Genomic DNA, 25659 nt, shown 5'->3' on the forward strand with positions numbered 1-25659 from the left:
GTTGCCGGTGACGATGGCGGGGCCGGTGGTGGTGTTGCCCGTCAGCCCGGCGATCGAAATCTGCTGATCGTAACGGTCGATGAAGCGGTAGCCGATGTTGCCCACGATCTCACCGAACGATGTCGGCACGGTATAGTTTGCGCCGAATGAAGCGGTAATCTTGGGATTATAGATCAGATCGTTGTTGGAGAAGTCGAACGGGATGACCGCGCCAGTTACGGGCGAAATACCACCGACGATGAAGTCCTTGAACTTTGACTTCAACAGGCCGACCGCGCCGGTGATCGCCAGGCCTTGCGCCGGCTTTAGCGTGAAGTCCCCTTCGATGCCCTTGATCGTGGCCGAACCGACGTTGGACGTGACGGTTTCGTTCTGGGTAGCGCAGGATGAGCAGAAGATGTTGTTGTTCTGCTGCAGGTCCTTGTACTTGGAGACGAACCCGGCGAGATTGACCTGGAGCATCCCGTCGATCAGGTCGAACTTGCCGCCCACTTCGTAGCTGTCGACCGTTTCGGGGCCGTAGGCGCGGCTGGCGCTGGCGGCCGATCCGGCGCGCGGGCTGAAGCCACCTGAGCGATATCCGCGAGACCATGATGCATAGAGCATCACGTCCTTGTTGGGCCGATAGTCGACGCCGATCTTGGGCGTGAACTTCTTGAAGCTATCGGAACCCTGACCGATCAGGACACCGCCGAACGCGTTGCTGAGGGACTTCTTATCCCGCGTGAAGCGGCCACCGAACGAAAGGCGGAGCTTGTCGGCAAAGGCCCAGTTGAAATCGCCGAACACGGCGACGGAGCGCGTCTTGCCTTCCACATGTTGCGGGTTCTTGTCGAACACGCGCGGATCGACACCGGGGCTGAACCCGAAGATGCGGGTGAACTGGTCCAGCTCGTAATTGGAGCGGAAGTAATATCCGCCGACCACGTAGTCGAACGAGGACGACAGGTTGCCCGCGGCACGCAGTTCCTGGCTGAACTGGTTATACTTCTGCCCGCGGAAAACGTAGTAGAGGTCGGTAGAGCTTCCGTCGAAATCCTGGGTCTGCGCTTCCTTCGATTTCCGATATCCGGTAACCGAAGTCAACTTCACGTCACCTGCGTTGAGGTTCATTTCCAGCGTGGCGGCAGGCGCGCTGTAGCGGCCGGTGTTGGGCTCGCCGAATACGGTGTAGAGATCGTCCGTATTGTTGCGGTTGCATTGTTCGGCAGGAGCTAGGCCGCAGAACAATTCGCTGGAATTGGTCAGGACCGATACAACAGGGTCAAACTTCTGGACCTGCTTTTCGAGCGTCAGCAGAGCTTCGAAATTGTCGGTGGGGGTGGCCAGCACGCTGACGCCGAAGTTCTCGTTGTTCGATCCGCCCCGGCGGCGTCCGTCTTGTCCTTGACGATACCAGCCATCGGACTCGTTGTGGAAATAGAACCCCTTCACCGCCAGCTTGTCACCCAGCGGGACGTTGACCACGGCCCGCGTGGCCAGCGTATTGAACTTGCCGTAAGAGACTTCGGCCTTCACGCCGAACTTGCCGGTGGGCCTGCTGCGGCGGATGCTGATGACGCCGCCGATCGTGTTGCGCCCGAACAGTGTTCCCTGCGGACCGCGCAGAACTTCGATCTGGTCGATATCGAAGAAGTCGAAGTATTGGCCGGTGCTGGTACCGATGAAAACCCCGTCTACCACGACGCCGACGGTCGGTTCGGCGGACTTTTCAACGTCTGCGTAAGTAAGGCCACGTATCGAAAGGTTGGCTGCCGCCGCGCCCGATGCCTGGTTGGTGATGATGAGGTTGGGGGCGGTGCCCATCAGGTCGCCGATGTTGACGGCCGCCTTGTCCTCGATCATCGCCGCGTTCACGGCAGTGATGGCGACGGGCGTGTCCTGCAGCGTTTCCGAACGCCGGCGAGCAGACACGATGATCTCGTTCGAATCTACCGTGGATGGGGCTGCCGTGGTCGCGGTGTCCTGCGCCAGGGCCGGAGCCGAGACGCCAGTCAGCGCGCTGGTGGACAGTGCAATCTTGATGAGCGCAGAAGACCACGCTCCGCGATTGGATGCGGATGCCATCAGTTTATCCTCCCTGGCGAGGTGCTGTGTTATTCAGCCCCTTCGCGTCATCGTTACTATGCATCCGATCATCGCTGCTCCTAACTGACGAATTGCATAGGTGCAGGCAAGCGGCGAAGCAGAGATCAGTCGACAACTTGCCAGGAGATGGATGCCATGGATCAGAACCGCCGCTTTCTGCTTGCCCGCAGACCCGATGGAGAGCCGGTGCCGGAGGATTTTTCCCTCGTCACGCAAGCGATCCCCACGCCGCCGCCGGGCGGACTGGTGGTGCGCAATCATTACGCCTCGCTCGATCCCGCACAGCGCGGCTGGATGGACGATACCGAAAGCTACATGCCGCCGATCCCGCTGGGCGATCCTGTACGCGCGACGACGGTGGGCGTGGTTCATGCCTCGGACAATCCGGACTTCGCGGTGGGGCAGTGGGTCATGGGCCTCAACGCGCTGGAGGATTACTCGGTGGCGGTTCCAGGCGGTTTTACCATGCCGATCGCGGTGGATGCGGTGGCATCGCCATCGAATTACTTGTCGGCGCTGGGTGCGGTAGGGCTAACCGCTTACTTCGGCCTGAAGGAAGTCGCCAAGCCGCAGCCGGGAGAGACGTTGCTGGTCTCAGGCGCGGCCGGTGCGGTCGGCTCGGCAGTCGGCCAGATCGGCAAGATCATGGGTTGTCGCGTCATCGGGATCGCAGGCGGGCCCGATAAGTGCCACCGCTTGCTGGACGATTACGGGTTCGATGCCGCGATCGACTACAAGGGCAAGGATCACGCAGCATTGTTGACAGAGATCACTGCCGCCGCGCCTGATGGCGTGAACGTGGTGTTCGAGAATGTCGGCGGAGCCGTGCTGGAGGCGGAAGTCTACACGCTGGCGCGCAACGCGCGGATCGTGCTGTGCGGGCTGATCAGCGAGTACAACGCGACTGAAAAGCATGGCTTGCAAAACTTGTGGCAGATCCTGGCGCGCCGGGCGACCATCCACGGCTTCCTGATCGCCGACTATGCCCATCGTTTTGCGGAGGGTGGGGCGCAGATGGCGCAGTGGCTGTCAGAAGGAAAGTTGCGCGCCGATGAGGATGTGCAGCAGGGCCTGGAGAACGCCTACGATGCCTTCATGCGGCTGTTTTCAGGCGCGAACACGGGCAAGCTGGTGCTCAAGATCGCATAACGAAACGGCGGCCCTTTGAAGGGGCCGCCGCTCAATGTACTCATGCAGGAACGCGCTTCAGAACTGGATGCGCTTGGTATATCCGCCGTCCACGATCACGTTGGTGCCGGTGGTGTAGGAAGAGGCGGAGCTGGCTAGGAAGACGATCGTCTTGGCCACTTCCGCCGCGCCGCCCCAGCGGCCAAGGGCGAATGCGGCCTCGGTAGCATCGTGAAGCTCTGGCGCGAGCTGTTGCAGGGTTTCCCAATTGCCGCCGGGGAACTTGATCGGGCCGGGCGAGACGCAGTTCACGCGGATCCCTTGCGGACCCACTTGCTGGCCGAGCTGGCCCGAGTACGCGATCAGCGCCGCCTTCAGGGCGTTGAAGGCCTGGGGGACGATGAAAGTCTCGGTGCCGGCGGTGGAGCCCATGATCACGATCGCGCCTTCGCCCGACTTCTCAAGGTACGGCACCAGTGTCTCGCAGCCCAGGACCGTGCCCTTGATGTCCGCGTTGAAGCATGCCTCCCAGTCCCCGGTCGCGCCCGAGCCCGAGGCGCTGGCGCCGGGCACGAATATATCGCAACCGCCCAGGCGATCCGCCGCCGATTTCAGCCATGCCACATAGGCCTCGTGATCCAGCATATCCAAAGGCTCGCCGATGACCTTGCCGCCATGGCGGGACAACACCTCAACGGTTTCAGCAACCTGATCGGCATTGCGCGAGAAGAACGCGACATCGCAGCCTTCTTCGGCAAAGATTTCTACCGCAGCGCGGCCGATCCCGCGGCTGCCTCCTGTCAGAATGACTTTCTTGCCCTTCAGTCCAAGATCCATAGCGCCTCTCCATAGTTGTCGCATAATCGATTGCGGGGCATGTTCGGCCCTGCCGTGGTTTGCCACCACTCCTACTTTGGTCAGGACGCTACCGCCAAGGGCCATGCTAGCTCAAAGGCACGATAACGGAGAGAGCGATGGGCAAGCTGGACGGCAAACGCGCGGTGATCGTCGGGGCGAGCAGTGTGGACAATATGGGCCAGCACATCGCCCGGCGCTTTCTGGCGGAGGGTGCGAACGTGCTGGTTTCCGGGCGCAAGGAGTCCATCCTGGCGGACTTTGCCCAAGCGCACGGCTGTGGTTTTGCAACCTGCGACCTTACCGACGAACGCAGCCTGGCCGATCTTGGCCAAGCCGCCGTGGACCAAATGGGCGGTATCGACATCGCGATCAACGCCACGGGATGGGGCCTGCTGAAGCCCTTTCTGGAGACGACGCACGACGAGCTGATGGACGTCACCATGCTGCAGTATGTCGGGCCGTTCCACTTCTTCCAGGCAATGCTGCGCCGCATGGCGCGCAGCCATGGCGGCACCGGCGGCTCGCTCATCCAGATCAGTTCGGCCACCGCCACGATCATGCTGAACGACCATGCCGCCTACATGGGCACCAAGGCGGGCACCGATCACGTGGTGCGCTGTATCGCCCATGAGTTTGGGAGCGAGGGCGTGCGCGCCAACTCGATCTCACCGGGGCTCACCGATACCCCGATGACGGCGGAGGCCATGCAGGTGCCGGGCCTGGCGGATGCGTTCCTGGCGGGCTATCCGCTGGGACGCATCGGCACTTCGGACGATATCGCCGCCGCAGCCGTATGGCTTGCCAGCGATGAGTGCTTCATGACGGGTGAGAACCTGCAGGTGAACGGCGGCCTCACGCTGCGTCGCAATCCGATGAACAGCGAGCTTGCCGCCGCCATCGCCGCCGCATCAGGCTGAAGTCAGCGGGGCAGCGCCTCCACAAGCGCCTTCACTTCGGTACGAAGCAGGTCCTTGCGGACCTTGCCCGATGCGGTGCGGGGCAGATCGTCGCGAAATTCGAAGCGCTCGGGGATCTTTTGACGGGCCAGGCCGCTGTTTGCCACATGCTCGGTCAGCATGGCGGCGGACAGGGTATCGCTGTCTGTCACCACGTAAGCGCATACGCCTTCGCCCAGCCGTGCATGCGGCATGGCGACGACAGCGGCTTCGCGCACCTCGGGGTGGGCGTGCAGTACGTCTTCGATCTCCTTGGCGGAGATGTTCTCACCGCCCCGGATGATCAGGTCCTTCTTGCGCCCGGTCACGGTGATCGCGCCATCTGCCGTGCGGATGCCCAGATCGCCGGTCCGGAAGAAGCCGTCCGCCGTGATCGCCTCATGGGTCTGCGCTTCGTCTGCGTAGCCCAGCATCATCGCAGGGCCGCGCGCCAGGATCTCGCCTTCCGCACCGTCTGGCACGTCGCGATCTTCCGCATCGACGATCCGCACATCGTAATCGACGATCGTGCCATCGGTGGTGGCGGCAAGATGCTCGTCATGCGGCCAACCGTAGGTAACCAGCGGCACCTCGGATGCGCCGAACACGCGGAAGGCGCGGCATCGCGCAAAAGCCGCATTGGCGGCGGGGATCAGGTCGCCAGGCACCGCCGCACCGCCGCACGCGAAGAAGCGGAAGGACGGCAATGTCTCGCCGCTATCGCGCGCGGCGGCGGCCAGTTCGACCAGGAACGGTGTCGCCGCCACTGTGCCGACCAGGCCATGCTCATTGATCAAGCCTATCGCTGCGCGGGCATCCCAGCCATCCATCAGCACCGTGCGCGTGCCGTAGATGAAGGGTGCCTCCAGGCCATTGGCATAGCCTGACACGTGCGTCACGGGAGAGGGCATCAGCGTCGCCTCTCCCGCATTCAGGCCCCAGAACCGCCCGCTTTCACGCAGGACGCGCGCAATCGCGACATGGCTGTGCAGCACGCCCTTGGGGCGCCCGGTCGTGCCCGAAGTGTAGAGCACCATCTTCACGCCCAGCGGGTCCACGAGGGGCCGGGCGAAGGCGGCGTCGCGACCTTCGGCAAGAAGTGCGGCAAGATCGTTGTCCCCCTCGCCGCGTACGGTGAAGACATGGCGCAGCGCGGGTAGGTCCGCCGCAACGCGCTGGGCCATCGCGGTGTAGTCGAACTTGCGGAAGCTGCCCGGCACGAACAGCGCGCTCGCACCGCAATCGGCCACCATCTGCGAGACTTCGTGATCGCGGTAGATCGGCACGATGGGATTGACGATCAGGCCGGACATCGCCGCAGCCAGGTTGATGACCATTGCTTCATGCCAGTTGGGCACCTGGAACGCGATCACGTCCCCCATGCGCAAGCCGCGTGCGTACAAGGCCGCGGAGAGGGCGTGGGCATCGGCCAGCGCCTGCGCGCGGGTGATCTGCGCCGATCCATCGACCATCAGCACGAAGTCCGGATCGTCTTGCGCCAGGGCTTCGGCATGGTCGGCGATCGTGCGCTCGTCCCACACGCCTGCCGTGGCATAGGTCTGCAGGTGCGCAGGCGGGGTGGCAAGCCACGCCCATGGCTTTGGTGTCCTCTCCATCATCATGTCGGACTGCCCCGGCTCATGCCCGTGGCCAACTGGCCAAAGTGCCAAGGCCCCGGGGATCGTCCGCCCGCGCAAAAACCTAACACCTTGGGCAGCTTGCGATCCGGCACGGTCATGGACAACTTGGCGCCATACAATACGTGGTGAGAGGACTGCATTTGGACCGGGTACAGCAGATTGGCGATGCCGCCGAGGTCATGCTCGATTATGTCGAGAACAAGAAGACCTTCCAGACCGAACGCACTCTCAAGGTCCCGACCCAAAGCTACACCAACCCCGACCAGTTCAAGGCCGAGATGGAGCTGGTGTTCAAGCGCGTCCCGCTGATGCTGGCGTTCACCGCGGAGCTGCCTAATCGCGGGGACTACAAGGCGATGGAAGCGGTCGGCCAGCCTGTGCTGATCTCACGCGACAAGCAGGGCACGGTGCGCGCTTTCCTCAACGTCTGCTCGCATCGCGGCGCGCCTGTCGCGGCAGAGGGCCACGGCAATTGCGCGCGTTTCACCTGCAAGTACCACTCGTGGACGTATGGGCAGGACGGGCGGCTGATCGGTATTTCCGAGCCCGGCACCTTCGGCGAGGTGGACAAAAGCGTGATGGGCCTGCGCGAACTGCCTTGCGAGGAGCGCAGCGGCATGATCTTCGTGTGCCTCACCCCCAACGCACCGATCGATCTGGACAATCACTTTCGCGGCTTCCTGGAGGATTTCGACGCGCTCGATTTCGCCAAGTGGACGTATCTCGGCAGTCGCACGATCGAAGGGGCCAACTGGAAGGTAGCGTTTGACGGCTATCTGGAAGGGTATCACTTCAAGTCGCTGCATCCTGAGACCATCTTTCCGCGCACGCCATCCAACTGCACGCATTACGAAGGCTTTGGCCCGAACATCCGCATCGGCTTTCCCCAGCACTCGATCGCCGATCAGCTGAAGGGCGTGCCGCGACAGGAATGGGGCACGCGGGAGAACTACGGCTACGATTTCGTGCGCATCTTCTTCCCGAACGTGTCGATCTTCATCGCGCCCGAGATCACGCAAGTGGCGCAATTATTCCCCGGGCCGACACCCGATCGCAATCGCACCGTGCTGAACTATCTGCGGCGCGAGCCGGTGAAGGACGATGCCGATCGCCAGGGCGTGGAAGCCGCGATGAACTTCTTCCGCGATGTGACTTACAACGAGGATTACCTGATCGGCCTGGAAATCCAGCGCGGTCTGGAATCGGGTGCGCATGATGAGATCGTCTTTGGCCGCAATGAGCGGGGCAACCAGTATTTCCACGAATGGCTGAACTGGTATCTGGAAGATGACGCTTCGCAGCCGGAACCGCGCATGTAGGCACCTGTCCGTTGTCGCAGGTGAGCAGCCGGGCAGCAGACCACATAATCCCAACCAGAGACAAGAACGTGGGCAGACTGGCCCGAGAGGAATCGCGATGAACGTACAAGGCACGGTTTCCCGCTATTCGCAGGAGTTCGACCTGCCGGTGCGGGGAGATACCATCACGGCGGAACGCTACATCTCCAAGGACTGGATGGACCTGGAGATGAAGAACGTCTGGCCCAAGGTGTGGCACCTGGGCGGCGTGCTGGCGGACCTGGAAGAGCCAGGCGACATCATCCGCCATAACTTCGCCAAGGAATCGGTGATCATGGTCCGGCAGGAGGACGGCTCTATCCGGGCGTTCTACAATTCCTGCCCCCATCGCGGAAATCGACTGTTGCTGGGCGAGGCAGCCAGCGTGCCGCGCATCGTGTGCAGTTATCACAACTGGACATTCGATCTGGACGGCACTCTGGCCAAGGTCCAGGACCCGGATGACTTCTCCGGCGGCAATCCTTGCGGGCACGTCCACTTGTCGGAATTGCGCTGCGACACCTGGGGACCGTTCGTGTTCTGGTGCATGGACGATGATGTCGCGCCGCTGCAGGAATGGCTCGCGCCTTTCCCGGAGCGCCTGGCCGGCTATGGCCTGGACAACTGGGTGCGCGTGTTGAATCTGTCAGTCGATTGCGAGTTCAACTGGAAGATCATCCGCGACAATTTCAACGAGAGCTATCACCTCCCCACGATCCACCCGGAGCTGGCGACCTTCATCAACGACGGCCTGCCCGATACCTTGTTCGAGATGTACACGTCGGGTCACAATGCGATGTGGATGAAGGGGCACCAGGCCACCACGCGGACCGATTACCACACCACGGAGGTGCCCGCGCCGCTGGACCAGATCGCTCGGGCCTGGGACATCGATCCCGCCGATTATCACGGCCGCACCGGCGATCTGCGCGCCGCCGTGATCGAGGCCAAGCGCCGGCTGGGGCCTTCGCGCGGGTTCACCAATTACGACAGCATGACCGACCAGCAGCTCGTGGACTATTTCCACTGCACGCTGTTCCCGAACCTGACGCTGACGATGAGCCCGGAACAGATGCAGGTTCTGCGCACCGAGCCTCACCCCACCGATCCGGAAAAGTGCGTGTTCCAGCACTGGTGCCTCTATCCGCCGGTGGCAGGCATGCGCGAGGTGGAGACGCCGATCGGCACCGCCCCGCTGCGGCATGATGCCGTGGTGCGCCATTCGACCTATGGTGATGGGGTATCGGTAGGGTTCGTTGCCGATCAGGACTTGTCGATCGGCACAAGCCAGCAGCAGGGCCTGAACTCACGCGGGTTCAAGGGCTGCATCCTGCCCGATCAGGAAAAGCGCGTGCAGCGGTTCCACGAACTGCTCAACGACATGGTGAAACCGCAAGGTTGAAGGTCAGGGGGCGGAAAGGCCCCCTGACGCACGCGTCCCCTGTAGTAGGGCAATCAGACCTGGCTGAAGCCGCCGTCCATCACCAGTTCGTCGCAGGTCATGAAGCTGGAGGCCTCTGAGGCGAGAAATACGACGCCGCCCGCCATTTCCTCGGGACGACCCAGCCGGCCGATCGGGTGCGAAGCGTACATGCCCCCCAGCGCCGCTTCCATTGAAGGGGCGGCTCCCAGCTCGACATAGCGCGCCATGATCGAGTTCAGCATCGGCGTGTCGATGCCGCCCGGATGCACGGAATTCACCCGGATATTGTAGCCGAGCGCCGCGAACTCCGCGCCCAGGCACTTGCTCAGCATCTTGATCGCCGCCTTGCTGACGCAATAGGCCGCGTTGAACGGGGCCCCTCGCAGACCGCCGACACTGGAGAAGTTGATGATCGAGGCGCCGCCGCCACGCGCCTGACCGCCCTGCTTCAGCAGGTCGAGCAGAATTTGCGTGCCGATGATGGCGGAGTCCACATTGATTGCGTTGATCCGGTGGAACTCAGCCAGCGGGGTTTCTTCGAACTTGGTGACGACAGAGAACCCGGCGTTGTTCACCAGCACGTCGAGCCGGCCATATGTGTCGCGGACCAATTGCTCCACGCCGCGCCAGTCCGCTTCGCTGGTGACGTCGTGGCGCAGGTAATGGTCCGCCCCGTCGATCTGGGCATCGTCCTTGAGGTCGGTGGCGATGACCACCGCTCCGGCGGCTTTCATGGCCTTTACGATCTCGCGGCCGATGCCACCGGCCGCGCCGGTGACGACGGCGACCACGTTGGGAAGGGCGATGGTCATGGTAGCATGTTCTCCGATAAGGTCATTGCGCGGTCCAGCCGCCGTCGATCACCAGCTCCGCGCCGGTCATGTAGGAGCTGTCGCTGGAGGCGAGGAAGAAGGCGGCGCCGGCCAGTTCTGCGGGATCGGCCAGGCGACCGATCGGGGTCTTGCTGGCCATCATGTCCACCAGGTCCTGCGTCTTCTCCGCCACGCCCTTGTCCACCCAGCGTTGAAAGCCCTCTTTCAACAGCGGCGTGACGACGAAGCCGGGATGCAGCGAGTTGGCGCGGATCGGCATTTTCTTTTCCGCGAACTCCAGCGCGATCGATTTCGTGAAAAGTCGGACCGCGCCCTTGCTGGCGTTGTAGCCGGACACTTCGCTCAGGCCGACCAACCCCATGATAGAGCTGACGTTGATGATCGAGGCGCCGCCTTTCACATCCGCCCCGCTGCGCTCCATCAGCGGCACGAACGTGCGCACGCCCAGAAACACGCCGTCGACGTTGATGCCCATGATCTTGCGCCAGTCTTCCAGCGATGTCGTGGCGACCGGCCCGGTCAAGTCTATTCCGGCGTTGTTGACCAGCACGTGCAGCTTGCCATGGCGCTGGGTGACCGTGTCCAGCACCCGGTGCCAGTCTTCCTCGCTGGTGACGTTTGCCTGCACGTAGCTGGCTGCCTGGCCCAGGCGGCCAAGCGTATTGACCACATCGTCGCCGTCGGGTGCGGTCAGGTCGGTAAGGACCACTTCGGCCCCTTCGGCCAGGAAGCGCTCCACGCACGCAAGGCCGATGCCGCGCAATCCGCCGGACACAAGCGCGACGCGGCCCGTCAGGCGCTGCGAACCAAGGTCTGTCATACGCCGTTCATTCCTGCGGTGGTGGCCCCGTCCATAGTGAATTCGCTGCCGGAGCAGAATCGGGCCTCGTCGCTGGCCAGCCAGGCCACCATGCCCGCAACTTCCTCCGTCGCGGCCATGCGGCCCAGCGGCGACATGCCTTCATAGGCGGCGCGGGCGGCGGCAGGATCGGCGGACTTGTCGATCAGGTTCACGATCAGCGCGGTCTCGACAACGCCGGGCAAGATGGCGTTGACGCGGATCTTGTACTTCTTGTTGCCGGCATGGACCGCCGCCGACTTTACCAGCGCCACGACCGCCGACTTGGATACCGAGTAGGCGCAGAAATTGCCCATCGCCCGATGTGCGTTCATCGAGGAGTTGACGATGATCGAGCCGGTCGGCCCATCCGGATTGCGCGCCATCAGCCGCATGGCGTGCTGCACGGTCAACATCACACCGGTGAGGTTGACGCCGATGACGGTATTCCAACCCTCGATCGTTATGTCCTCTACACTGGCGTCTCCAGCCTCCGTGCCCGCATTGGCAAAGGCGATGTCGAGCCGGCCGTGCCGATCGGCGATCTGCTGCATCAGACCGTCCCACGCCGAGGCGTCGGTCACATCGTGCCGGATGAAGTCTGCGCCGGTTTCGGCGCAAATCGCGTCGGCCGCGCTCTGGTTCGATCCGGTGAAGATTACCGCAGCGCCTTCCGCGCTCAGCCGCTTCACCGTTTCGGCTCCGATGCCCGAGGTTCCCCCCGTCACCAGCGCCACCTTGCCTTCAAGCCGCACGCCACTCTCCCAAGTGATATTGTCGCACCGATATTTTCGCAACCGGAGCATGACCTATCCCCGCGCGCCGACAACCTATGATTTTGAGCAAGGTGACCTTTTCCCCGCGATCAGGCAGACAGTCACCCAAACAGATTACAATTTTGAGAGGAAGCACACTGTGGCTGAACGCGATCCCGAACTCGCCGTCGAAGCGTCGCCCGAGGTGCTGGGCGCGGACCGCAGCAAGGGCGTCACCTGGGCTGAGTTGATGGGGCAGGATTCGGTGCCGCCGCCATCCTTCCTGCGCGAGGAAAGCTACACCTACCGCGGCTCCGAGCCGATCCCGGTGGAGCGGTACATCAGCGAAGACTTCGCACGATTGGAGCGCGAGCGGATGTGGCCCTACGTCTGGCAATTCGCCGCGCGGGAAGAGGATCTGCCTGAACCGGGTGATTTCATCGTCTATGAAAATGCCGGGCGGTCCTACCTGGTCAGCCGGCAGGACGATGGCTCGATCCGCGCCATGCACAACGTCTGCCTGCATCGCGGGCGCAAGCTGCGGACCGAGGAGGGCACTGCCGACAAGTTCGTGTGCCCGTTCCATGGCTTTGCCTGGAACAAGGACGGCAGCTTCAATTCGATGCCGTGCCAGTGGGACTTTCCGCACCTCAGCGAGCAGAAGCTTGATCTACCCGATGCCGAAGTGGCGCGCTGGCAGGGCTATGTCTTCATCCGCGAGGAAAAGGGCGGTTCCAGCCTGGAGGAGTTCCTGGCGCCGTTGCCGGACCATTTCAAGCGCTGGCGGCATGAAGAATGCGCGACGGTCATGCGCGTGGCCAAGGAAGTTCCGGCCAACTGGAAGGTGGTGATGGAGGCTTTCATGGAAGCCTGGCACACCATCGTCACGCATCCGCAACTGCTACCCTTCACCGGGGATTCCAATGCCGCCTACTGGACCTGGGGCGACAACGTGAACGTCAACCTGGTGCCGTTCGGCGTTATGAGCCCGCACATCGAGGAGGGCCAGGGCGAGCAGTGGATCGTTGACCAGTTCATCAGGTTCAACGGTCGCTCGGCCGACAATTACGAGGAAGCCGCGCGCGACAATCCCATGGCGATCAAGGTGCCGGAGGGCGTGAAGGCGCGCGCGGCACTCGGCGCGGCGATGCGCAGCGCCTATACCCAGTCCACCGGATACGATCACGCCGACGCTACCGATGCCGAGCTGCTGGATGCGCTGGTCTATAACGTCTTCCCCAACTTCTCGCCCTGGGGCGGGTTCATGCCCAACATCGTGTACAACTGGCGCACCGGCAAGACGCCGGACACCTGCATCATGGAAGTGCGCATCCTCTCGCGCATTCCCAAGGGCCAGCCCATCCCGCGCGGTGCTCCGCTCAAGTTCCTGCGGCTGGACCAGAAGTGGACCGAGGCAGCGGAGCTGGGTATCCTGGGCGATGTATTCGAGCAGGATATGGACAACCTGCCGTTCGTGCAGGAAGGTCTTCACGTATCGAAGACCGGCAAGATCAACCTGGGCAATTATCAGGAAATCCGCATCCGCCAGTTCCAGGACACGTTGATGAAGTACATCGGCGGTGAGCTTGGCGGATGGAAACAGGATTAAGCCATGGCGGATCAAGCCGAAAATATCAGCCATCTGCCGCGCATCAATTGCGTCCTGGTGTGTGGCGGCGTCTGGCACGACATGGACTTCGCACGGCTGGAACTGCTCAAGCTGCTGAGTGAAGACCCGTCTGTTCGCACCCGCGTGTTCGAGGATTACGAGAACATCGACGCGCTGCGGCAGGCTGATATCCTGATCACCTACACCTGCGATGTAACGCCCTCGCTGGCGGCGCAGGAAGTCTTGCGGGACTGGTTGACGGCGGGCGGGCGCTGGTATGCCTTGCATGGCACCAATTCGATCCTGCGCCTGCTGGCGGAGGGGCCTGATGCGGGCCTGTGGGATGCGCCGCGCTGGGCTCCGTTGTTTATCGACATGTTGGGCTCTCAGTTCATCTCGCATCCCCCGATCGCGCCTTACACCGTCACCGTAGCAGATCCCGGCCATCCGCTTGTGGCGGGGGTGGAGCCGTTCGAGACCACGGACGAATTGTATCATCTGGAAACGCACGGAGATTTGCATGTGCTGCTGGAAACCGAATGCACGCAGGAAGGCACCGACTTCGTCGAAGCGGCGGATGCGCCGGGCATGCACCCGGTAATGTACCTGAAGGATCACGGGCAGGGCGCGGTGCTGTACAACACGCTTGGGCATTGCCGGGGGCACTATGATCTGCAGCCGATGCTGGATTGGTGGCCTACGGTAGACCGGTGTGCCTGGGACTTGCCCGTCTTCTACGAACTGCTGCGCCGCGGCATTGCCTGGCTGAAGCAACGCCCATCCGCCGCGGCGGCGGATAACTGACGTCCTGGCGATAGCGGGACGTAATCAGAGCCTGTCGGGTCGCACCGGGAGCAGGATCAAACGAGGGGGCAGCCTTGCATGACGAGGCTGCCCCTGATTTTTTCAGTCCAAGACCTGAGCATAGCGATCAAGCGTGGCAAGCGGGGTCTCCGGCCAGCGCGACAGGACCAGCAGCCTCTTGTGGCCCGCGCCGATCGCCAATTCGTCGGTAATGCCCATGCCGCCGTGGAACTGGATCATCTCATGCCCAAGATCGAGCGAGACTTTCGCGATGAAAGCGCGCGCGCCTTGCACGGCTTTTCCAAAGCCTTCCTCGCCATAGGATACCAATGCGAGATTGAGCAGGGCGCGGCTTTGCTCGATCACCGCATATTGCGCCACCATCCGGTGCTGAATCGCCTGGAACGAGCCGATCGCCGCACCGAACTGGCTGCGGGTGCGAACATAGTCCAGCGTATCCGCGAACAGCCGTTCCATAATGCCGAGCGCCTCCGCGCTGCGCCCAAGGCTCGCCATTTGATCGGCAGCTTCGATCGCAATCAGGGCTTCGGAACCCATCCGGGCCAGCTTGTGATCGTAGTCGAGCACGACATTATCCAGCGTCAGCGCCACGGCGACACTGCCATCGGCCATGCGCCACTCTCGTTGCGAGACGCCCGGATGCGTGGCCGGAACCAAAAACAGCGCCTGGCCCTGGCCATCACCCGGCTCTCCGGCAACGCGGGCCAGCACGATGAACCCGTCGGCGCCGGCACCCGCGGCACAGAACGGCTTGACCCCGCTCAAACGCCAGCGTCCTCCTTCGGCAAAAGCGCGTGTCTCCACCCATGACAGATCATCATGCGCGGCTTTTTCCATGCCAGCGAAGGCCAGGCGCTTTTCGCCGGACACCAGATCCGCCGCCAGCGCATCGCGTGTGGTGTCTGGCGCGGTCATCGCAAACAACCGCCCGGCCATCACCACCGATTCCACTATCGGTTCCACAACCAGGCCACGGCCCAGCGCTTCGCAGACTATGGCCACGCCCGTCGCATCTAGGCCCAATCCGCCCACCTCTTCGGGGAAAGGTGCTGCGATCAATCCCATGTCGCCCAGCAGCTGCCAGTTTTCAGGCGAAAACCCGCAGGGCTCTGTCAGAAACTTGCGGCGACTGTCATGATCGTAGCGATCGGCGACGAACCGATCGGCCAGCGCCTTCAACATTTCCTCGTCTTCGTTAAGATCGAAGTTCACGTTCCACTCCCGGTATCCATCGTCCGTAGTATCACCCTGAGGAACGCCATCGCTGCTGAGCAAAAGGCTAGTCACATGCGGCGCTAATCCGGCTGCGCGCGATTGTGCCGCCGCGCCGTGCGGGCTAAGACGATGGGGGAGAAGGATCACAATGGCGCTGCTATCACAGGATCATATCGAGGCCGTGCGGGTGAAGTCGCCCGCCGGAGTGCGATCGGCGGCGGAGGCGCTGCATGCCATCGCCCTGGGTGTCGGCATGCGGGCGGCGCCTGCGCATGACATCGCCGACAAGCGCACGCCCGTCGATGCGGATGGCGCCATTCTCGCCACGGAAGTATTCGGGTGGGACACCGATGAGCGGGTCTGGTGGCGCAATTCGCGTATCGCGCTGGACAGCCCGCTGACCACCGCCTGTCGTTTCGAAAGCCAGCCTTTTTGGGTCAATGCCGAAGGTTTTCGCACGCGTGAAGCGAACGCCTACCTGACATCCATCGATCTCGCCAACTTCGAACACCGCGCGATGACTTGGGCGGCGATCGGGGTGCCGGTGCATTTGCCGTTCGGCCAGATCGGCGCGGTCAGCTTCAACCCGCTCGATCGTGAAAAGACCGATCTTACCGAAGAATTTGAACTCTATTCCGACGCACTCGGGCTCTATGCGCGCACTTTCATCGCCACTTACGTGCAGGTAATGGGTTCGGAGCAGGCGCTGCCTTCGGGAACCCGCTTGTCAAAGCGCGAAGTGGAATGCCTGCGCTGGGCGGCGATCGGCAAGACCGACATGGAGATCAGCATGATCATGTCTCGCAGCCGCGCCACCGTGCGTTTCCATATTCACAATGCTGCCACCAAGTTGAATGCGGTCAACCGCAGCCAGACCGTCTTCAAGGCGGCCCAGCTGGGCTACATCTCGCTTCAGAAGTGAGGTTCTAGCGTCCGGTTTGATCGGGCGTTTGCCGGTTCGTCCCGATCCTCCAGCATCAGCTGCGCGCCACGCAGGCCGACCGCCATCGCCGGTGCGTTGGTATTACCGGTGACATGCCCCGGCATGACCGAGCAATCCGCCACCCGCACCCCCTGCACGCCGTTCACGCGCAAGCGTGGATCGACCACCGCCTGCGGATCGCTGCCCATCCGGCAAGAGCGGATGGCGTGCAGCCCGCAACTTGAAAGGCGGCGGAACATGGCGAGCACGTCCTCGTCACTCTCCACCTCGGCGCCCGGCACCAGTTCTGCGCCGATCATCCGATCGAGCGGCGGCGCATCCATGTAGGTGCGCATCTCGCGCACCAGGGCAATGGCCGACGTGCGATCATGCTGCGTACTGAGGAAATTGTGCAGAATGTTGGGCGCAGCATCGCTGGTCGGCCCGGTGGCGCGCACGCTACTTTCGCTGGTGAGGCGCAGCAGCTGGCCATAGATGGTAACACCGGGCTTGGGATCGATCTTGTCCAGTGGCACCGGGTTCTTGTCGTCCCCGACCTTGAAGGTATAGCCGCCCAGATAGAATTGCGCGTCGGTGCGCCCGTCCGGATGCGCGACGTTGCAGAACGCGCCGACCTCGAAAGGTCCCGTCGCCAGCACGCCGTCGCCGCGCAGCAAATAGCGCAGCATGGCAAATGCCGCACCCAGGCCGAAGAAGCTTTTGTTGGTGCCCTTGCCGCGATCCAGCCTGAACGGCATCGACAAGGACAAATGCTCGATCATGCGCTCTCCCACATCGGGTGAGTGGGCGACCAGCGGGATACCGGCCAATTGCAGTCGTGCTGCATCCCCGATGCCCGAACGTTGCAGCAGCAGCGGGCTTTCCATGGCCCCGGCGCTCACCACGATCTCACCCGCACAGGCAAGATGCCGGGGCTGTCCTTCGATCACCACGTCCAGGCCGACCGCGCGCGTTCCGTCAAAGACGATCCGCTCTGCCATGACGCCGGTCATCACGGTGACGTTGGGCCGTTTGCGCGCTGCGGCCAGATAGGTGCGGGCAGAAGAATCGCGCCGACCGTTGCGGATGTTGTGGCTGTAGTATCCAACACGCGGACCTGCCGTGGCGTTGAGATCATCCACACGCCGCAGCCCCAGCGCCTCGCCCGCCGCGATCATGCTCTCCGCAAGGGGGTAGGTGTAGCAAGCCGGATCCACACGCACTAAGCCGCCGCTGCCACGCATGTCCGAGGCGCCTGCCTTGTGGTCTTCCAGCTCCAGGAACGCCCGCGTCATGCTGGCGCCGTTCCAGCCGGTCGCGCCGCATTCGTTTTCCCATGCATCGTAATCGGCAGGTTCGCCCCGGCTCCAGATCATGCCGTTGATCGAAGACGATCCGCCAAGGCCCTTGCCACGAATCCACACCTCGCCCGCGCCGGGATCGTTCGCGCCTTCCTCGCGCGGCTGGGCGACGTGATAGGCCCACATATGTTCGGGCTTCTTGACCAGCTTGGCGACGCCCTTGGGCAGCGTCACCCAGAAGCTGTCGTTCTCACCCCCGGCTTCCAGCACCAGCACTTGCGACCGGCCATCGGCGCTCAACCGTTCGGCCATGACGCAGCCGGCGCTGCCTGCCCCGACGATGATATAGTCCCATTGCTTGGTCATGGCTGTCGATCTCCCGCCAGCATGGGTCGCATGAACTAGCCGATTGGCTACCCTAGCGTTTTGGTGAGTCAAAATGCGGGCGAGGGCAGGCGTAAACAGTTGTCATGACCGGAGACATCAACCGGGGCGGGAGAGATATGCGCGCCATAGCCCAAGGCCTGTTCACCGACGAGACGCCTCCGCGTCTGATCGGCGGCAAGGATCGGCAAACCGGCCGCATCGTGTTTCCATGCCCGTCGACCATGACCCACGAACCCGTCGCACTGTCGCGGGAGGGCACGTTGTGGTCCTACACCGTGCAGCGCTTTCGACCGAAGAGCCCGCCCTATGCCGGACCTGAGGCTTTCGCGCCGTGGGTGGTCGCCTATGTCGAACTGCCCGGCGAAGTCATCGTCGAGGCGCGGCTGGATGATGTCGCGTTCGAGGATGTGATGGTGGGAATGCCGGTGCTGTTCCAGCCAGGGCTGCTTGATCCCAACGATCCGGCCAGCGCGCTTGTGCCTGCCTTCGTGCCCGTCCCTGTTTCAGCGGAGCTTGTCGCATGAGTGACGTTTGCATCGTCGGCATCGGCATTCACAAGTTCGGCCGCACGGATGGCCTTTCTGGCCTGGATCAAGGCGTCCACGCGGTGCGCGAGGCTATGGCCGACGCCGGAATCGACTGGCCGCAGGTCCAGTTCGCCTATGGCAGTTCCGATGCTGCCGGAAACCCGGACACCATGGTCGATCGCCTGGGCCTGACCGGTGTCCAGTTCATCAATGTGCGCAATGGCTGTGCCGCCGGTGGCTCGGCACTGTTCAGCGCGCAGATGGCGATCAAATCGGGCGAGTTCGACCTGGGTCTGGCGGTTGGGTTCGACAAGCACCCGCGCGGGGCGTTCCATGCACTGCCGGCGGAATACAACTTGCCGGATTGGTATGGCGAAGTGGGCCAGATGGTCACCACGCAGTTCTTCGCCGCCAAGATCATGCGGTATATGAGCCTGTTCGGCATCTCGCAAAAATCGCTTGGGTTGGTCGCGGAAAAGGCGTTCTATAACGCGGTGCACGCGCCGCATGCCTGGCGGCGACAGCCGGTGGCTCTGGAGGAAATCCTGGAAGCGCCCTTGGTCAGCGATCCGTACACCAAGTATATGTTCTGCTCTCCGGCAGAGGGTGGTGTCGCGCTGATCCTGGCCAGCGAGAAAAAGGCGCGCGAACTGGGCAAACCTCTGATCCGGCTCAAGGCCGCGACCATGCGAACGCGCCCGCCGCACAGCTTCGAGGTTTTCGCGCCGTCCGTGGACGTGGTGGCGGACGACACGCGCCCCCGCCCCACAGCATCTCGCATCGCCTCCGCGGACGCTTTCACGGCATCCGGCATTGGCCCTGGCGACATCGATGTCGCTCAATTGCAGGACACCGAAGCCGGGGCCGAGATCATGCACATGGCCGAGAATGGCTTTTGCGCCGATGGCGAGCAGGAGCAGTGGCTGGCAGAGGGCCGCACCGAGATCGGTGGCGCATTGCCGGTGAATACCGATGGCGGTTGCCTCGCTTGCGGGGAGCCGATCGGCGCATCCGGCTTGCGCCAGGTGTACGAGAACGTGGTGCAGTTGCGCGGTGATGGTGGCGGTCGCCAGGTGCCGGGTGATCCGCGCACCGCCTACAGCCACGTCTATGGCGCACCCGGCGTGTCCGCCGTCACGATACTGGAACGCTAAGGCCCATGGACATCGAACTTTCCCCCCAGGATGCGACCTTCCGGGACGAGGTGCGCGCCTTTTTGCAAGACCATCTGCCGGAAGAGGTAAAAGCCGGGGGAGCGGCCACGCCTTCCGTCTTCGTGGAGCCGGAGATCGGCCAGGCGTGGAACGCGGTGCTGCACAAGCAAGGCTGGCTGGGATACCAATGGCCTGCCGCGCATGGCGGCACCGGCTGGACGCCGATCCAGCGTTATCTCTTTGAAAAGGAATGCGCGCGGGCCGGCGCGCCCAACCTGACGGTGCTGGGCCTGAAGTTGCTGGCCCCGGTAATCTATACCTTTGGAACCGAGCAGCAGAAGAGCCACTACCTCCCCCGTATCCTCAGCGGCGAGGACTATTGGTGCCAGGGCTTCTCGGAGCCGGGCTCCGGATCGGACCTTGCCAGCCTGAAGACCCGCGCGTTGCGCCAGGGCGATCACTACGTCGTCAACGGGTCCAAGATTTGGACAACTCATGCCCATCACGCCACCGGCATGTTCACCCTGGTGCGCACCAATGCCGAGGTGAAGAAGCAGGCGGGCATCTCTTTCCTGCTGATCGACCTCGCCAGCCCCGGCGTCTCGGTCCGACCGATCCTGACGACGGCGGGCGATCACGAGGTCAATCAGGTGTTCCTGGAAGACGTGATCGTTCCGGTCGAGAACCTGGTCGGCGAGGAAGGGCAGGGGTGGACCATAGCCAAGTTCCTGCTGGAAAACGAGCGTGGCGGATCCTGCCATGCGCCCAAGCTCAGCTACGATCTTGACCAGATCGAGCAAGCCGCCGCGCATGAAAGCGATGGCCGGGGCGGCAAGCTTGCCGATCAGAAGGACTGGAAGCGCAGGGTGGCGACGACGCGCTTGTCGGTGAATGCGCTGGAGATGATCGAACTGAAGATCATTTCGGAAATCGCCAAGGGACGCGCGCCCGGGCCGCAAACATCGCTGACCAAGCTGCTCGCGTCTAACCTGCGGCAGGAAATCGATCTGCTGGCGGTGGATCTTTACGGCCCCGCCGGCTTGCAACTGGAAACAGACCGCCCGCTTTATGGGGATAACGCACCATCCGCCGTGCATTCGAAGGGCGCGCAAGTCGCGTCCGCGCGCTATCTCAACAGCAGGGCGTGGACGATCTTTGGCGGGACCAACGAAGTCCAGAGCACCATCATAGCCAAGTCGGTGCTGGGTCTTTGAAGGCCCCTCACGATAACGATGGGCGCGATAACGAGAGGAATGCCCGATGCAATTGAACCGCGAAGCGTTGACCCGCGCTTACCGGCAGATGAAGCTGATCCGCGAGTTCGAGGAACGGCTTCATGAAGAAATCCAGACCGGCGAGATCGCGGGTTTCACCCACCTTTATTGCGGCCAGGAAGCGGTCGCGGTGGGCGTGTGCGAACACCTGACCGACCGTGACAAGATCGTCTCCACCCATCGCGGCCATGGCCACTGCCTGGCCAAGGGCTGCGATGTCGAAGGCATGATGAAGGAGATCTGGGGCAGTCAGGAAGGCTTGTGCAACGGCAAGGGCGGTTCGATGCACATCGCCGATATCGACAAGGGCATGCTGGGCGCCAACGGCATCGTCGGCGCCGGCGCGCCGATCGCGGTGGGCGCGGCACTTTCCAACAAGATCGACGGTCCGGATGCCGAGGGCAAGCTGGCGGTGGCCATCGCTTTCTCCGGAGACGGCGCCTGCAACCAGGGCACCACGTTCGAGGCGATGAACCTGGCCGTGGTCACCAAGGCCCCCACGATCTTCGTGTTCGAGAACAACCACTATTCCGAGCATACCGGCGTCGACTACGCGGTCGGCACCACCCGCGATATCGCCAGCCGCGCCGAAGCGTTCGGCATGAAGGTCTGGCGTGCTGATGGTACCGACTTCTTCGCGGTGTATGATACCTTCCGCGACGTGCTGGAATATGTGCGTACCCCCGGCAATGGCCCGGCAGCGGTGGAGTTCGACACCGAACGCTTCTTCGGCCACTTCGAAGGCGATCCGCAGCGCTATCGCGGCGAGGGTGAACTCGATCGCCTGCGCGCCGAGCGGGATTGCATCAAGATCTTCCGTGCCAAGGTGAGCGGCGCTGCGCTGCTGGATGAGGCCGATCTGGACAGCCTCGACACCGATGCCCTTTCCGCCATCGAAAACGCCGTCACCGCGTCTCGCGCCGCGGCTCGCCCGCAGCCTGAGAACGTGCTCGACAACGTTTACATCAGCTACTGATTGCAGGACCCAAACCCATGGCAAAGATGATGTATCGCGATGCGATCCGCAACACGATCTTCCAGGAGATGCAGCGCGACGAACGCGTGGTGGTCCTAGGTGAGGACGTGGTGGGGGGGAACGGCACCGCCGGTGGTCCCGAGGCGATCGGCGGCATCTGGTCGACTTCGGTCGGTCTTTACGACGCTTTCGGCCCCGATCGCGTGATTGATACGCCGATCAGCGAAAGTGCGATCATGGGCGCGGCCGGTGGTCTGGCGCTGGCCGGCAAGCGCCCGGTGGCGGAGATCATGTTCGCGGACTTCATCGGCGTGTGCATGGACCAGTTGTGGAACCAGATCGCCAAATTCCGCTACATGTTCGGCGGCAAGTCGATCTGCCCGGCGGTGATCCGCATGCCGTGTGGCGCGGGATATAACGCCGCTGCGCAGCACAGCCAGATGATCAGCCAGTTCGTCACCAACATGCCGGGCATCAAGGTTCTCATGCCGGCCACCCCCGCCGATGCCTGCGGCCTTCTGCGCCAGGCGATCCGTGACGATGATCCCGTGGTCTTCCTGGAACACAAGTTCCTCTACGCCATGAGCGGCGAGGTGCCCGATGATCCCGATTTCGTGATCCCCTTTGGCCATGCGCGTCTCGCGCGGGCGGGTCAGGATGCAACCATCGTCGCTTCGGGCATGATGGTCAGCTATGCCGAGACCGCCGCAGACGACCTGGCGCAGGACGGTATCGGCTGCGATGTGATCGATCTGCGCACCACCTCGCCCATCGACGAGGAAGCCATCCTGGACTCGGTCGAGGTGACCGGTCGCATGGTGGTGGTGGACGAGGCGCCGCCGCGCTGCTCGCTGGCGACGGACATCTCCGCGCTTGTGGCCCAGAAGGCCTTCGCCAGCCTCAAGGCCCCGATCGAGATGGTCACGCCCCCGCACACGCCGGTGCCTTTCGCTCGTGAGCTTGAGAGCGCCTACTTGCCCAGCCCCGCGAAGATCGCGGCGGCTGTGCGCAAGTCGCTCGAATACCGGTGAGGAGGCCGCTGTCATGAGCCGCATCCGCGCATTCACCATGCCCAAGTGGGGCATAGAGATGACCGAAGGCACCATTGCCGATTGGACCGTGAAGGAAGGTGACAGCTTCAAACGCGGCCAGACCCTGTGCCTGATCGAGACCGCCAAGATCACCAACGAGGTTGACGCCGAATACGACGCCACCGTGCGCCGGATCATCGTCGGCGGCGGCAGCGAGGCCGAGCCGGTCGGCGCGCTGCTGGCGGTCTTTGACGAGGGCGATCACTCGGAGGAAGAGATCGACGCGTTCGTTGCCTCGTTCAAACCGGCCGAGGGCGGCATCGCCAAGGGAGCCGCCAGCGCCAAGGCCGCTGCACAGGAAGACGCTCAAAGCGCGCCTGCTCCCGCCGCTGAGAAGCCGCGCATCCGGATCGAGACGAACCGCCCGATCAGCCCTGAAGCCCTGCGTCTGGCAGAGGATGAGGGCGTCGATATCGCGGACATCGAAGGCTCCGGGCGGCAGGGCCGCATCACCCATCAGGACGTGGTCAAGGCTCTGCGAGGCCCATCCGGCAGTGCGCCCAGGGGTGCGCTGACGCTGGATGCGGAAGACTTCAAGGTCTTCGCCTCGCCGCTGGCCCGTCGCCTTGCCGCGATCCACGGCATTGCTCTGTCGGGATTGACCGGCACCGGGCCACGCGGGCGCATCTCAAAGGCGGATGTGCTGGCGATTGCTCCCCAGCCCGCCAGCGCGACGGCCCCCGCGATGGCGGCATTCGTCGCGGGTGACAACCGGCCCGATATCGTCCCGTTCGATCGCGTGCGAAAGGTTGTCGCGCAGCGGCTGACCCAGGCCAAGCAGGATATCCCGCACTTCTACTTGCGCACATCGGCCCGCGCCGATGCCCTGCTGGAAATGCGCAAGACCGCTAATCTTGTGCTAGGCAGCAAGGCATCGGTGAACGACTGGATAGTCAAGGCCAGCGCCATGGCGCTAGCCCGGCACCCGGACGTCAACGTGCAGGTGCATGGCCAGGAGATCCACCGCTTTCCTCACGCCGACGTGTCGATCGCGGTGGCCAGCCCAAAGGGTTTGGTGACGCCAGTGGTGCGCCAAGCCAACCTCATGCGCATCGATCTGCTCGCCGCCGAGACCCGTCGCCTGATCGACAAGGCCCAGGGCAAGGGGCTCAGCATGACGGATATGGAGGGCGGCACCTTTTCGGTGTCCAACCTCGGCATGTTCGGGATCGAGAGTTTCGATGCCATCATCAATCCGCCGCAAGGTGCGATCCTGGCGGTGGGTGCCGCATTGCGCCAACCGATCGAGACGGCAGGGGGCGGCATCGGCTTTGAAACCCGCATCTCGTTCACGCTCTCGGTCGATCACCGCGCGATCGACGGCGCGGCCGGGGCGCAGTTCCTGCAGACGTTGAAGTCACTCATCGAAGAACCCGCCGGCCTCTTCGCCTAAGGAAACGCCATGACCGATCAACTCGCCAGCGCTGTACGACCCGGCCCTCTCAAACGGCTGGGCGATGTCATCCAACTCGCCTTCTTTCCGACCGACTTCGACGCGACGATGAAGTACTGGATCGAGACCGTCGGCGTCGGCCCGTTCTTTGTCCTGAACGATGTCCGGCTGGACGACATGAAGTACAAGGGCCAGCCCACCGACGCCACGTTCACCATGGCGATCGGATACTGGGGCGACATCCAGATAGAGCTGATCAAGACCGATAGCGATGCGCCTTCGCTCTACAGCGGCGAATACGCCGTGCGTGACCGCTTGCACCACGTTTGCGTGTTCGTGGAATCCATCGACGAAGCCCGAGCCGCCTGCGCCGCCGTAGGGGCCGAGGTCATTGTCGAAGGCAAAGTCGGCCCTGACGGCGCGGTGATCTACGTCGATCCCGGCCAGGGCCCGGGGCACGTCATCGAATATCTCCAGCCCATGGCCGGGTCGGAAGGCCTGTTCCAGATGATGAAGGACGCCGCCCGCGATTGGGACGGCTCCGACCCGGTACGCGTGTTGCAGTAAAGGGGTATATCACTCCCAGCCGCTATTCCTTCGGCGCGGAGGTATCGATCCGCACTTTGGGATTGCCTGCCCCGCGGCGCAGTTCGTCGATGAAGCGGAATAGTGGGGCGGGGGGGCGCACGGGTTCTTCGGAGTGATCAACCCCGTCCCAGAACTCCGCCCAGGTCGGGAAGGCGGAGTGAAAGCCGCCCGTTTGCCATTCCATGCCCTCCCAGCGCAGCTTGGCTTCGCCTCCGCCGACGGGTGGATTCAGCGCGTCGCACTGGAACCAGTAGAGCGGCGTCCGCCGCTGGAAATACCATATGCCATCCCTGCGTTCGTACCGATCTAGATAGCACATGATCTCATGCATCCAGACGTCGGGATGCTCAAGGTCGTTGCGCGAATAGACCAGGCCGGTAGCGAGGTCCGGGCTTTCGAAATCGATGACATGCCCGTTGATGCCATGTGCGCTGCCGATGAGTGATCCACGCAGCACGTTGGCATACCACTTCTTCAACGCCGCACGGCCGCTCTCGGTCTTCGAGACGCGGTAGTCCTCGGTGAAGAGATTCACGAGGGAATCGAAATCCCGCATATCGAC

At 63.1% G+C, this 25659-nt stretch carries 23 protein-coding genes; 14 read left to right on the plus strand and 9 right to left on the minus strand.

Features of this window, described 5'->3' with window-relative positions:
- The coding region (locus tag ACHWRX_RS04830; RefSeq protein WP_394658302.1) for a TonB-dependent receptor at positions 1-2067 on the minus strand (2067 nt) is incomplete at its 3' end.
- Positions 2068-2223: 156 nt separating this feature from the next.
- Between ACHWRX_RS04830 and ACHWRX_RS04835 the strand changes: the two genes are divergently transcribed.
- Entirely contained in the window at positions 2224-3237 is a 1014-nt protein-coding gene (locus tag ACHWRX_RS04835) for an NADP-dependent oxidoreductase (RefSeq protein WP_394658303.1), read from the plus strand.
- 57 nt (positions 3238-3294) lie between these two features.
- Here the strand turns inward: ACHWRX_RS04835 and ACHWRX_RS04840 are convergent, their stop codons facing one another.
- Positions 3295-4053, minus strand: coding sequence for an SDR family NAD(P)-dependent oxidoreductase (locus tag ACHWRX_RS04840; protein ID WP_288485286.1), 759 nt, complete (start codon positions 4051-4053; stop codon positions 3295-3297).
- 137 nt (positions 4054-4190) lie between these two features.
- Here ACHWRX_RS04840 and ACHWRX_RS04845 point away from each other — a divergent pair, with 137 nt between their 5' ends.
- On the plus strand, positions 4191-4991 hold the full coding sequence (locus ACHWRX_RS04845) for an SDR family NAD(P)-dependent oxidoreductase (protein ID WP_394658304.1): 801 nt from the start codon (positions 4191-4193) through the stop codon (positions 4989-4991).
- A 2-nt stretch (positions 4992-4993) separates the two neighbouring features.
- Here the strand turns inward: ACHWRX_RS04845 and ACHWRX_RS04850 are convergent, their stop codons facing one another.
- Complete coding sequence (locus ACHWRX_RS04850; RefSeq protein WP_394658305.1) at positions 4994-6679, minus strand: AMP-binding protein; 1686 nt, start codon at positions 6677-6679, stop codon at positions 4994-4996.
- Positions 6680-6789: 110 nt separating this feature from the next.
- On the opposite strand from ACHWRX_RS04850, the gene ACHWRX_RS04855 reads away from it, so the two are divergent.
- Positions 6790-7968: an aromatic ring-hydroxylating dioxygenase subunit alpha gene (locus tag ACHWRX_RS04855; RefSeq protein ID WP_394658306.1), complete on the plus strand. Its 1179-nt coding sequence runs from the start codon at positions 6790-6792 to the stop codon at positions 7966-7968.
- Between the two features lie 97 nt (positions 7969-8065).
- Positions 8066-9388, plus strand: a complete 1323-nt coding sequence (locus tag ACHWRX_RS04860; protein WP_394658307.1) for an SRPBCC family protein — start codon at positions 8066-8068, stop codon at positions 9386-9388.
- 53 nt (positions 9389-9441) lie between these two features.
- Here the strand turns inward: ACHWRX_RS04860 and ACHWRX_RS04865 are convergent, their stop codons facing one another.
- From ACHWRX_RS04865 to ACHWRX_RS04875, 3 genes are read right to left on the minus strand one after another with little or no spacing between them, the layout of a single operon-like run.
- Positions 9442-10221 (minus strand): SDR family oxidoreductase, encoded by a 780-nt coding sequence (locus ACHWRX_RS04865; protein WP_394658308.1) that lies wholly within the window; start codon positions 10219-10221, stop codon positions 9442-9444.
- A gap of 22 nt (positions 10222-10243) precedes the next feature.
- A complete protein-coding gene (locus ACHWRX_RS04870) occupies positions 10244-11062 on the minus strand; it encodes an SDR family NAD(P)-dependent oxidoreductase (RefSeq protein ID WP_394658309.1) in 819 nt (272 codons plus the stop codon).
- Positions 11059-11886 carry an SDR family NAD(P)-dependent oxidoreductase gene (locus tag ACHWRX_RS04875; RefSeq protein ID WP_394658310.1) on the minus strand — a complete coding sequence of 276 codons (828 nt, stop codon included), beginning with the start codon at positions 11884-11886 and terminating at the stop codon, positions 11059-11061. The genes ACHWRX_RS04870 and ACHWRX_RS04875 overlap by 4 nt, the downstream gene beginning before the upstream one ends.
- A gap of 109 nt (positions 11887-11995) precedes the next feature.
- Between ACHWRX_RS04875 and ACHWRX_RS04880 the strand changes: the two genes are divergently transcribed.
- Positions 11996-13444, plus strand: coding sequence for a Rieske 2Fe-2S domain-containing protein (locus ACHWRX_RS04880; protein WP_394658311.1), 1449 nt, complete (start codon positions 11996-11998; stop codon positions 13442-13444).
- A 3-nt stretch (positions 13445-13447) separates the two neighbouring features.
- Positions 13448-14248: a ThuA domain-containing protein gene (locus ACHWRX_RS04885; RefSeq protein WP_394658312.1), complete on the plus strand. Its 801-nt coding sequence runs from the start codon at positions 13448-13450 to the stop codon at positions 14246-14248.
- Positions 14249-14350: 102 nt separating this feature from the next.
- Here the strand turns inward: ACHWRX_RS04885 and ACHWRX_RS04890 are convergent, their stop codons facing one another.
- Positions 14351-15481, minus strand: coding sequence for an acyl-CoA dehydrogenase family protein (locus tag ACHWRX_RS04890; protein ID WP_394658313.1), 1131 nt, complete (start codon positions 15479-15481; stop codon positions 14351-14353).
- 151 nt (positions 15482-15632) lie between these two features.
- On the opposite strand from ACHWRX_RS04890, the gene ACHWRX_RS04895 reads away from it, so the two are divergent.
- A complete protein-coding gene (locus tag ACHWRX_RS04895; RefSeq protein ID WP_394658314.1) occupies positions 15633-16406 on the plus strand; it encodes a LuxR C-terminal-related transcriptional regulator in 774 nt (257 codons plus the stop codon).
- Here ACHWRX_RS04895 and ACHWRX_RS04900 read toward each other — a convergent pair.
- Entirely contained in the window at positions 16397-18073 is a 1677-nt protein-coding gene (locus ACHWRX_RS04900; protein ID WP_394658315.1) for a GMC family oxidoreductase, read from the minus strand. The two genes, ACHWRX_RS04895 and ACHWRX_RS04900, sit on opposite strands and share 10 nt — an antisense overlap.
- 104 nt (positions 18074-18177) lie before the next feature.
- Between ACHWRX_RS04900 and ACHWRX_RS04905 the strand changes: the two genes are divergently transcribed.
- From ACHWRX_RS04905 to ACHWRX_RS04935, 7 genes are read left to right on the plus strand one after another with little or no spacing between them, the layout of a single operon-like run.
- A complete protein-coding gene (locus ACHWRX_RS04905; RefSeq protein WP_353960772.1) occupies positions 18178-18618 on the plus strand; it encodes an OB-fold domain-containing protein in 441 nt (146 codons plus the stop codon).
- Entirely contained in the window at positions 18615-19775 is a 1161-nt protein-coding gene (locus tag ACHWRX_RS04910) for a thiolase family protein (RefSeq protein ID WP_394658316.1), read from the plus strand. Before ACHWRX_RS04905 ends, ACHWRX_RS04910 begins: the two co-directional genes overlap by 4 nt.
- 5 nt (positions 19776-19780) lie before the next feature.
- On the plus strand, positions 19781-20989 hold the full coding sequence (locus tag ACHWRX_RS04915) for an acyl-CoA dehydrogenase family protein (RefSeq protein ID WP_394658317.1): 1209 nt from the start codon (positions 19781-19783) through the stop codon (positions 20987-20989).
- 46 nt (positions 20990-21035) lie between these two features.
- Positions 21036-22025, plus strand: a complete 990-nt coding sequence (locus ACHWRX_RS04920) for a thiamine pyrophosphate-dependent dehydrogenase E1 component subunit alpha (RefSeq protein WP_394658318.1) — start codon at positions 21036-21038, stop codon at positions 22023-22025.
- Positions 22026-22042: 17 nt separating this feature from the next.
- Positions 22043-23056 (plus strand): alpha-ketoacid dehydrogenase subunit beta, encoded by a 1014-nt coding sequence (locus ACHWRX_RS04925; RefSeq protein WP_183616026.1) that lies wholly within the window; start codon positions 22043-22045, stop codon positions 23054-23056.
- Between the two features lie 13 nt (positions 23057-23069).
- Positions 23070-24509, plus strand: a complete 1440-nt coding sequence (locus ACHWRX_RS04930; protein ID WP_394658319.1) for a 2-oxo acid dehydrogenase subunit E2 — start codon at positions 23070-23072, stop codon at positions 24507-24509.
- A gap of 9 nt (positions 24510-24518) precedes the next feature.
- Positions 24519-25076: a VOC family protein gene (locus ACHWRX_RS04935; protein WP_394658320.1), complete on the plus strand. Its 558-nt coding sequence runs from the start codon at positions 24519-24521 to the stop codon at positions 25074-25076.
- Between the two features lie 22 nt (positions 25077-25098).
- Here ACHWRX_RS04935 and ACHWRX_RS04940 read toward each other — a convergent pair.
- Positions 25099-25659: nuclear transport factor 2 family protein (locus ACHWRX_RS04940; RefSeq protein WP_394658321.1), on the minus strand; the 561-nt coding region annotated here is incomplete at its 5' end.

Source organism: uncultured Novosphingobium sp. (assembly GCF_964277725.1).
Classification (GTDB): domain Bacteria; phylum Pseudomonadota; class Alphaproteobacteria; order Sphingomonadales; family Sphingomonadaceae; genus Novosphingobium; species Novosphingobium fluoreni.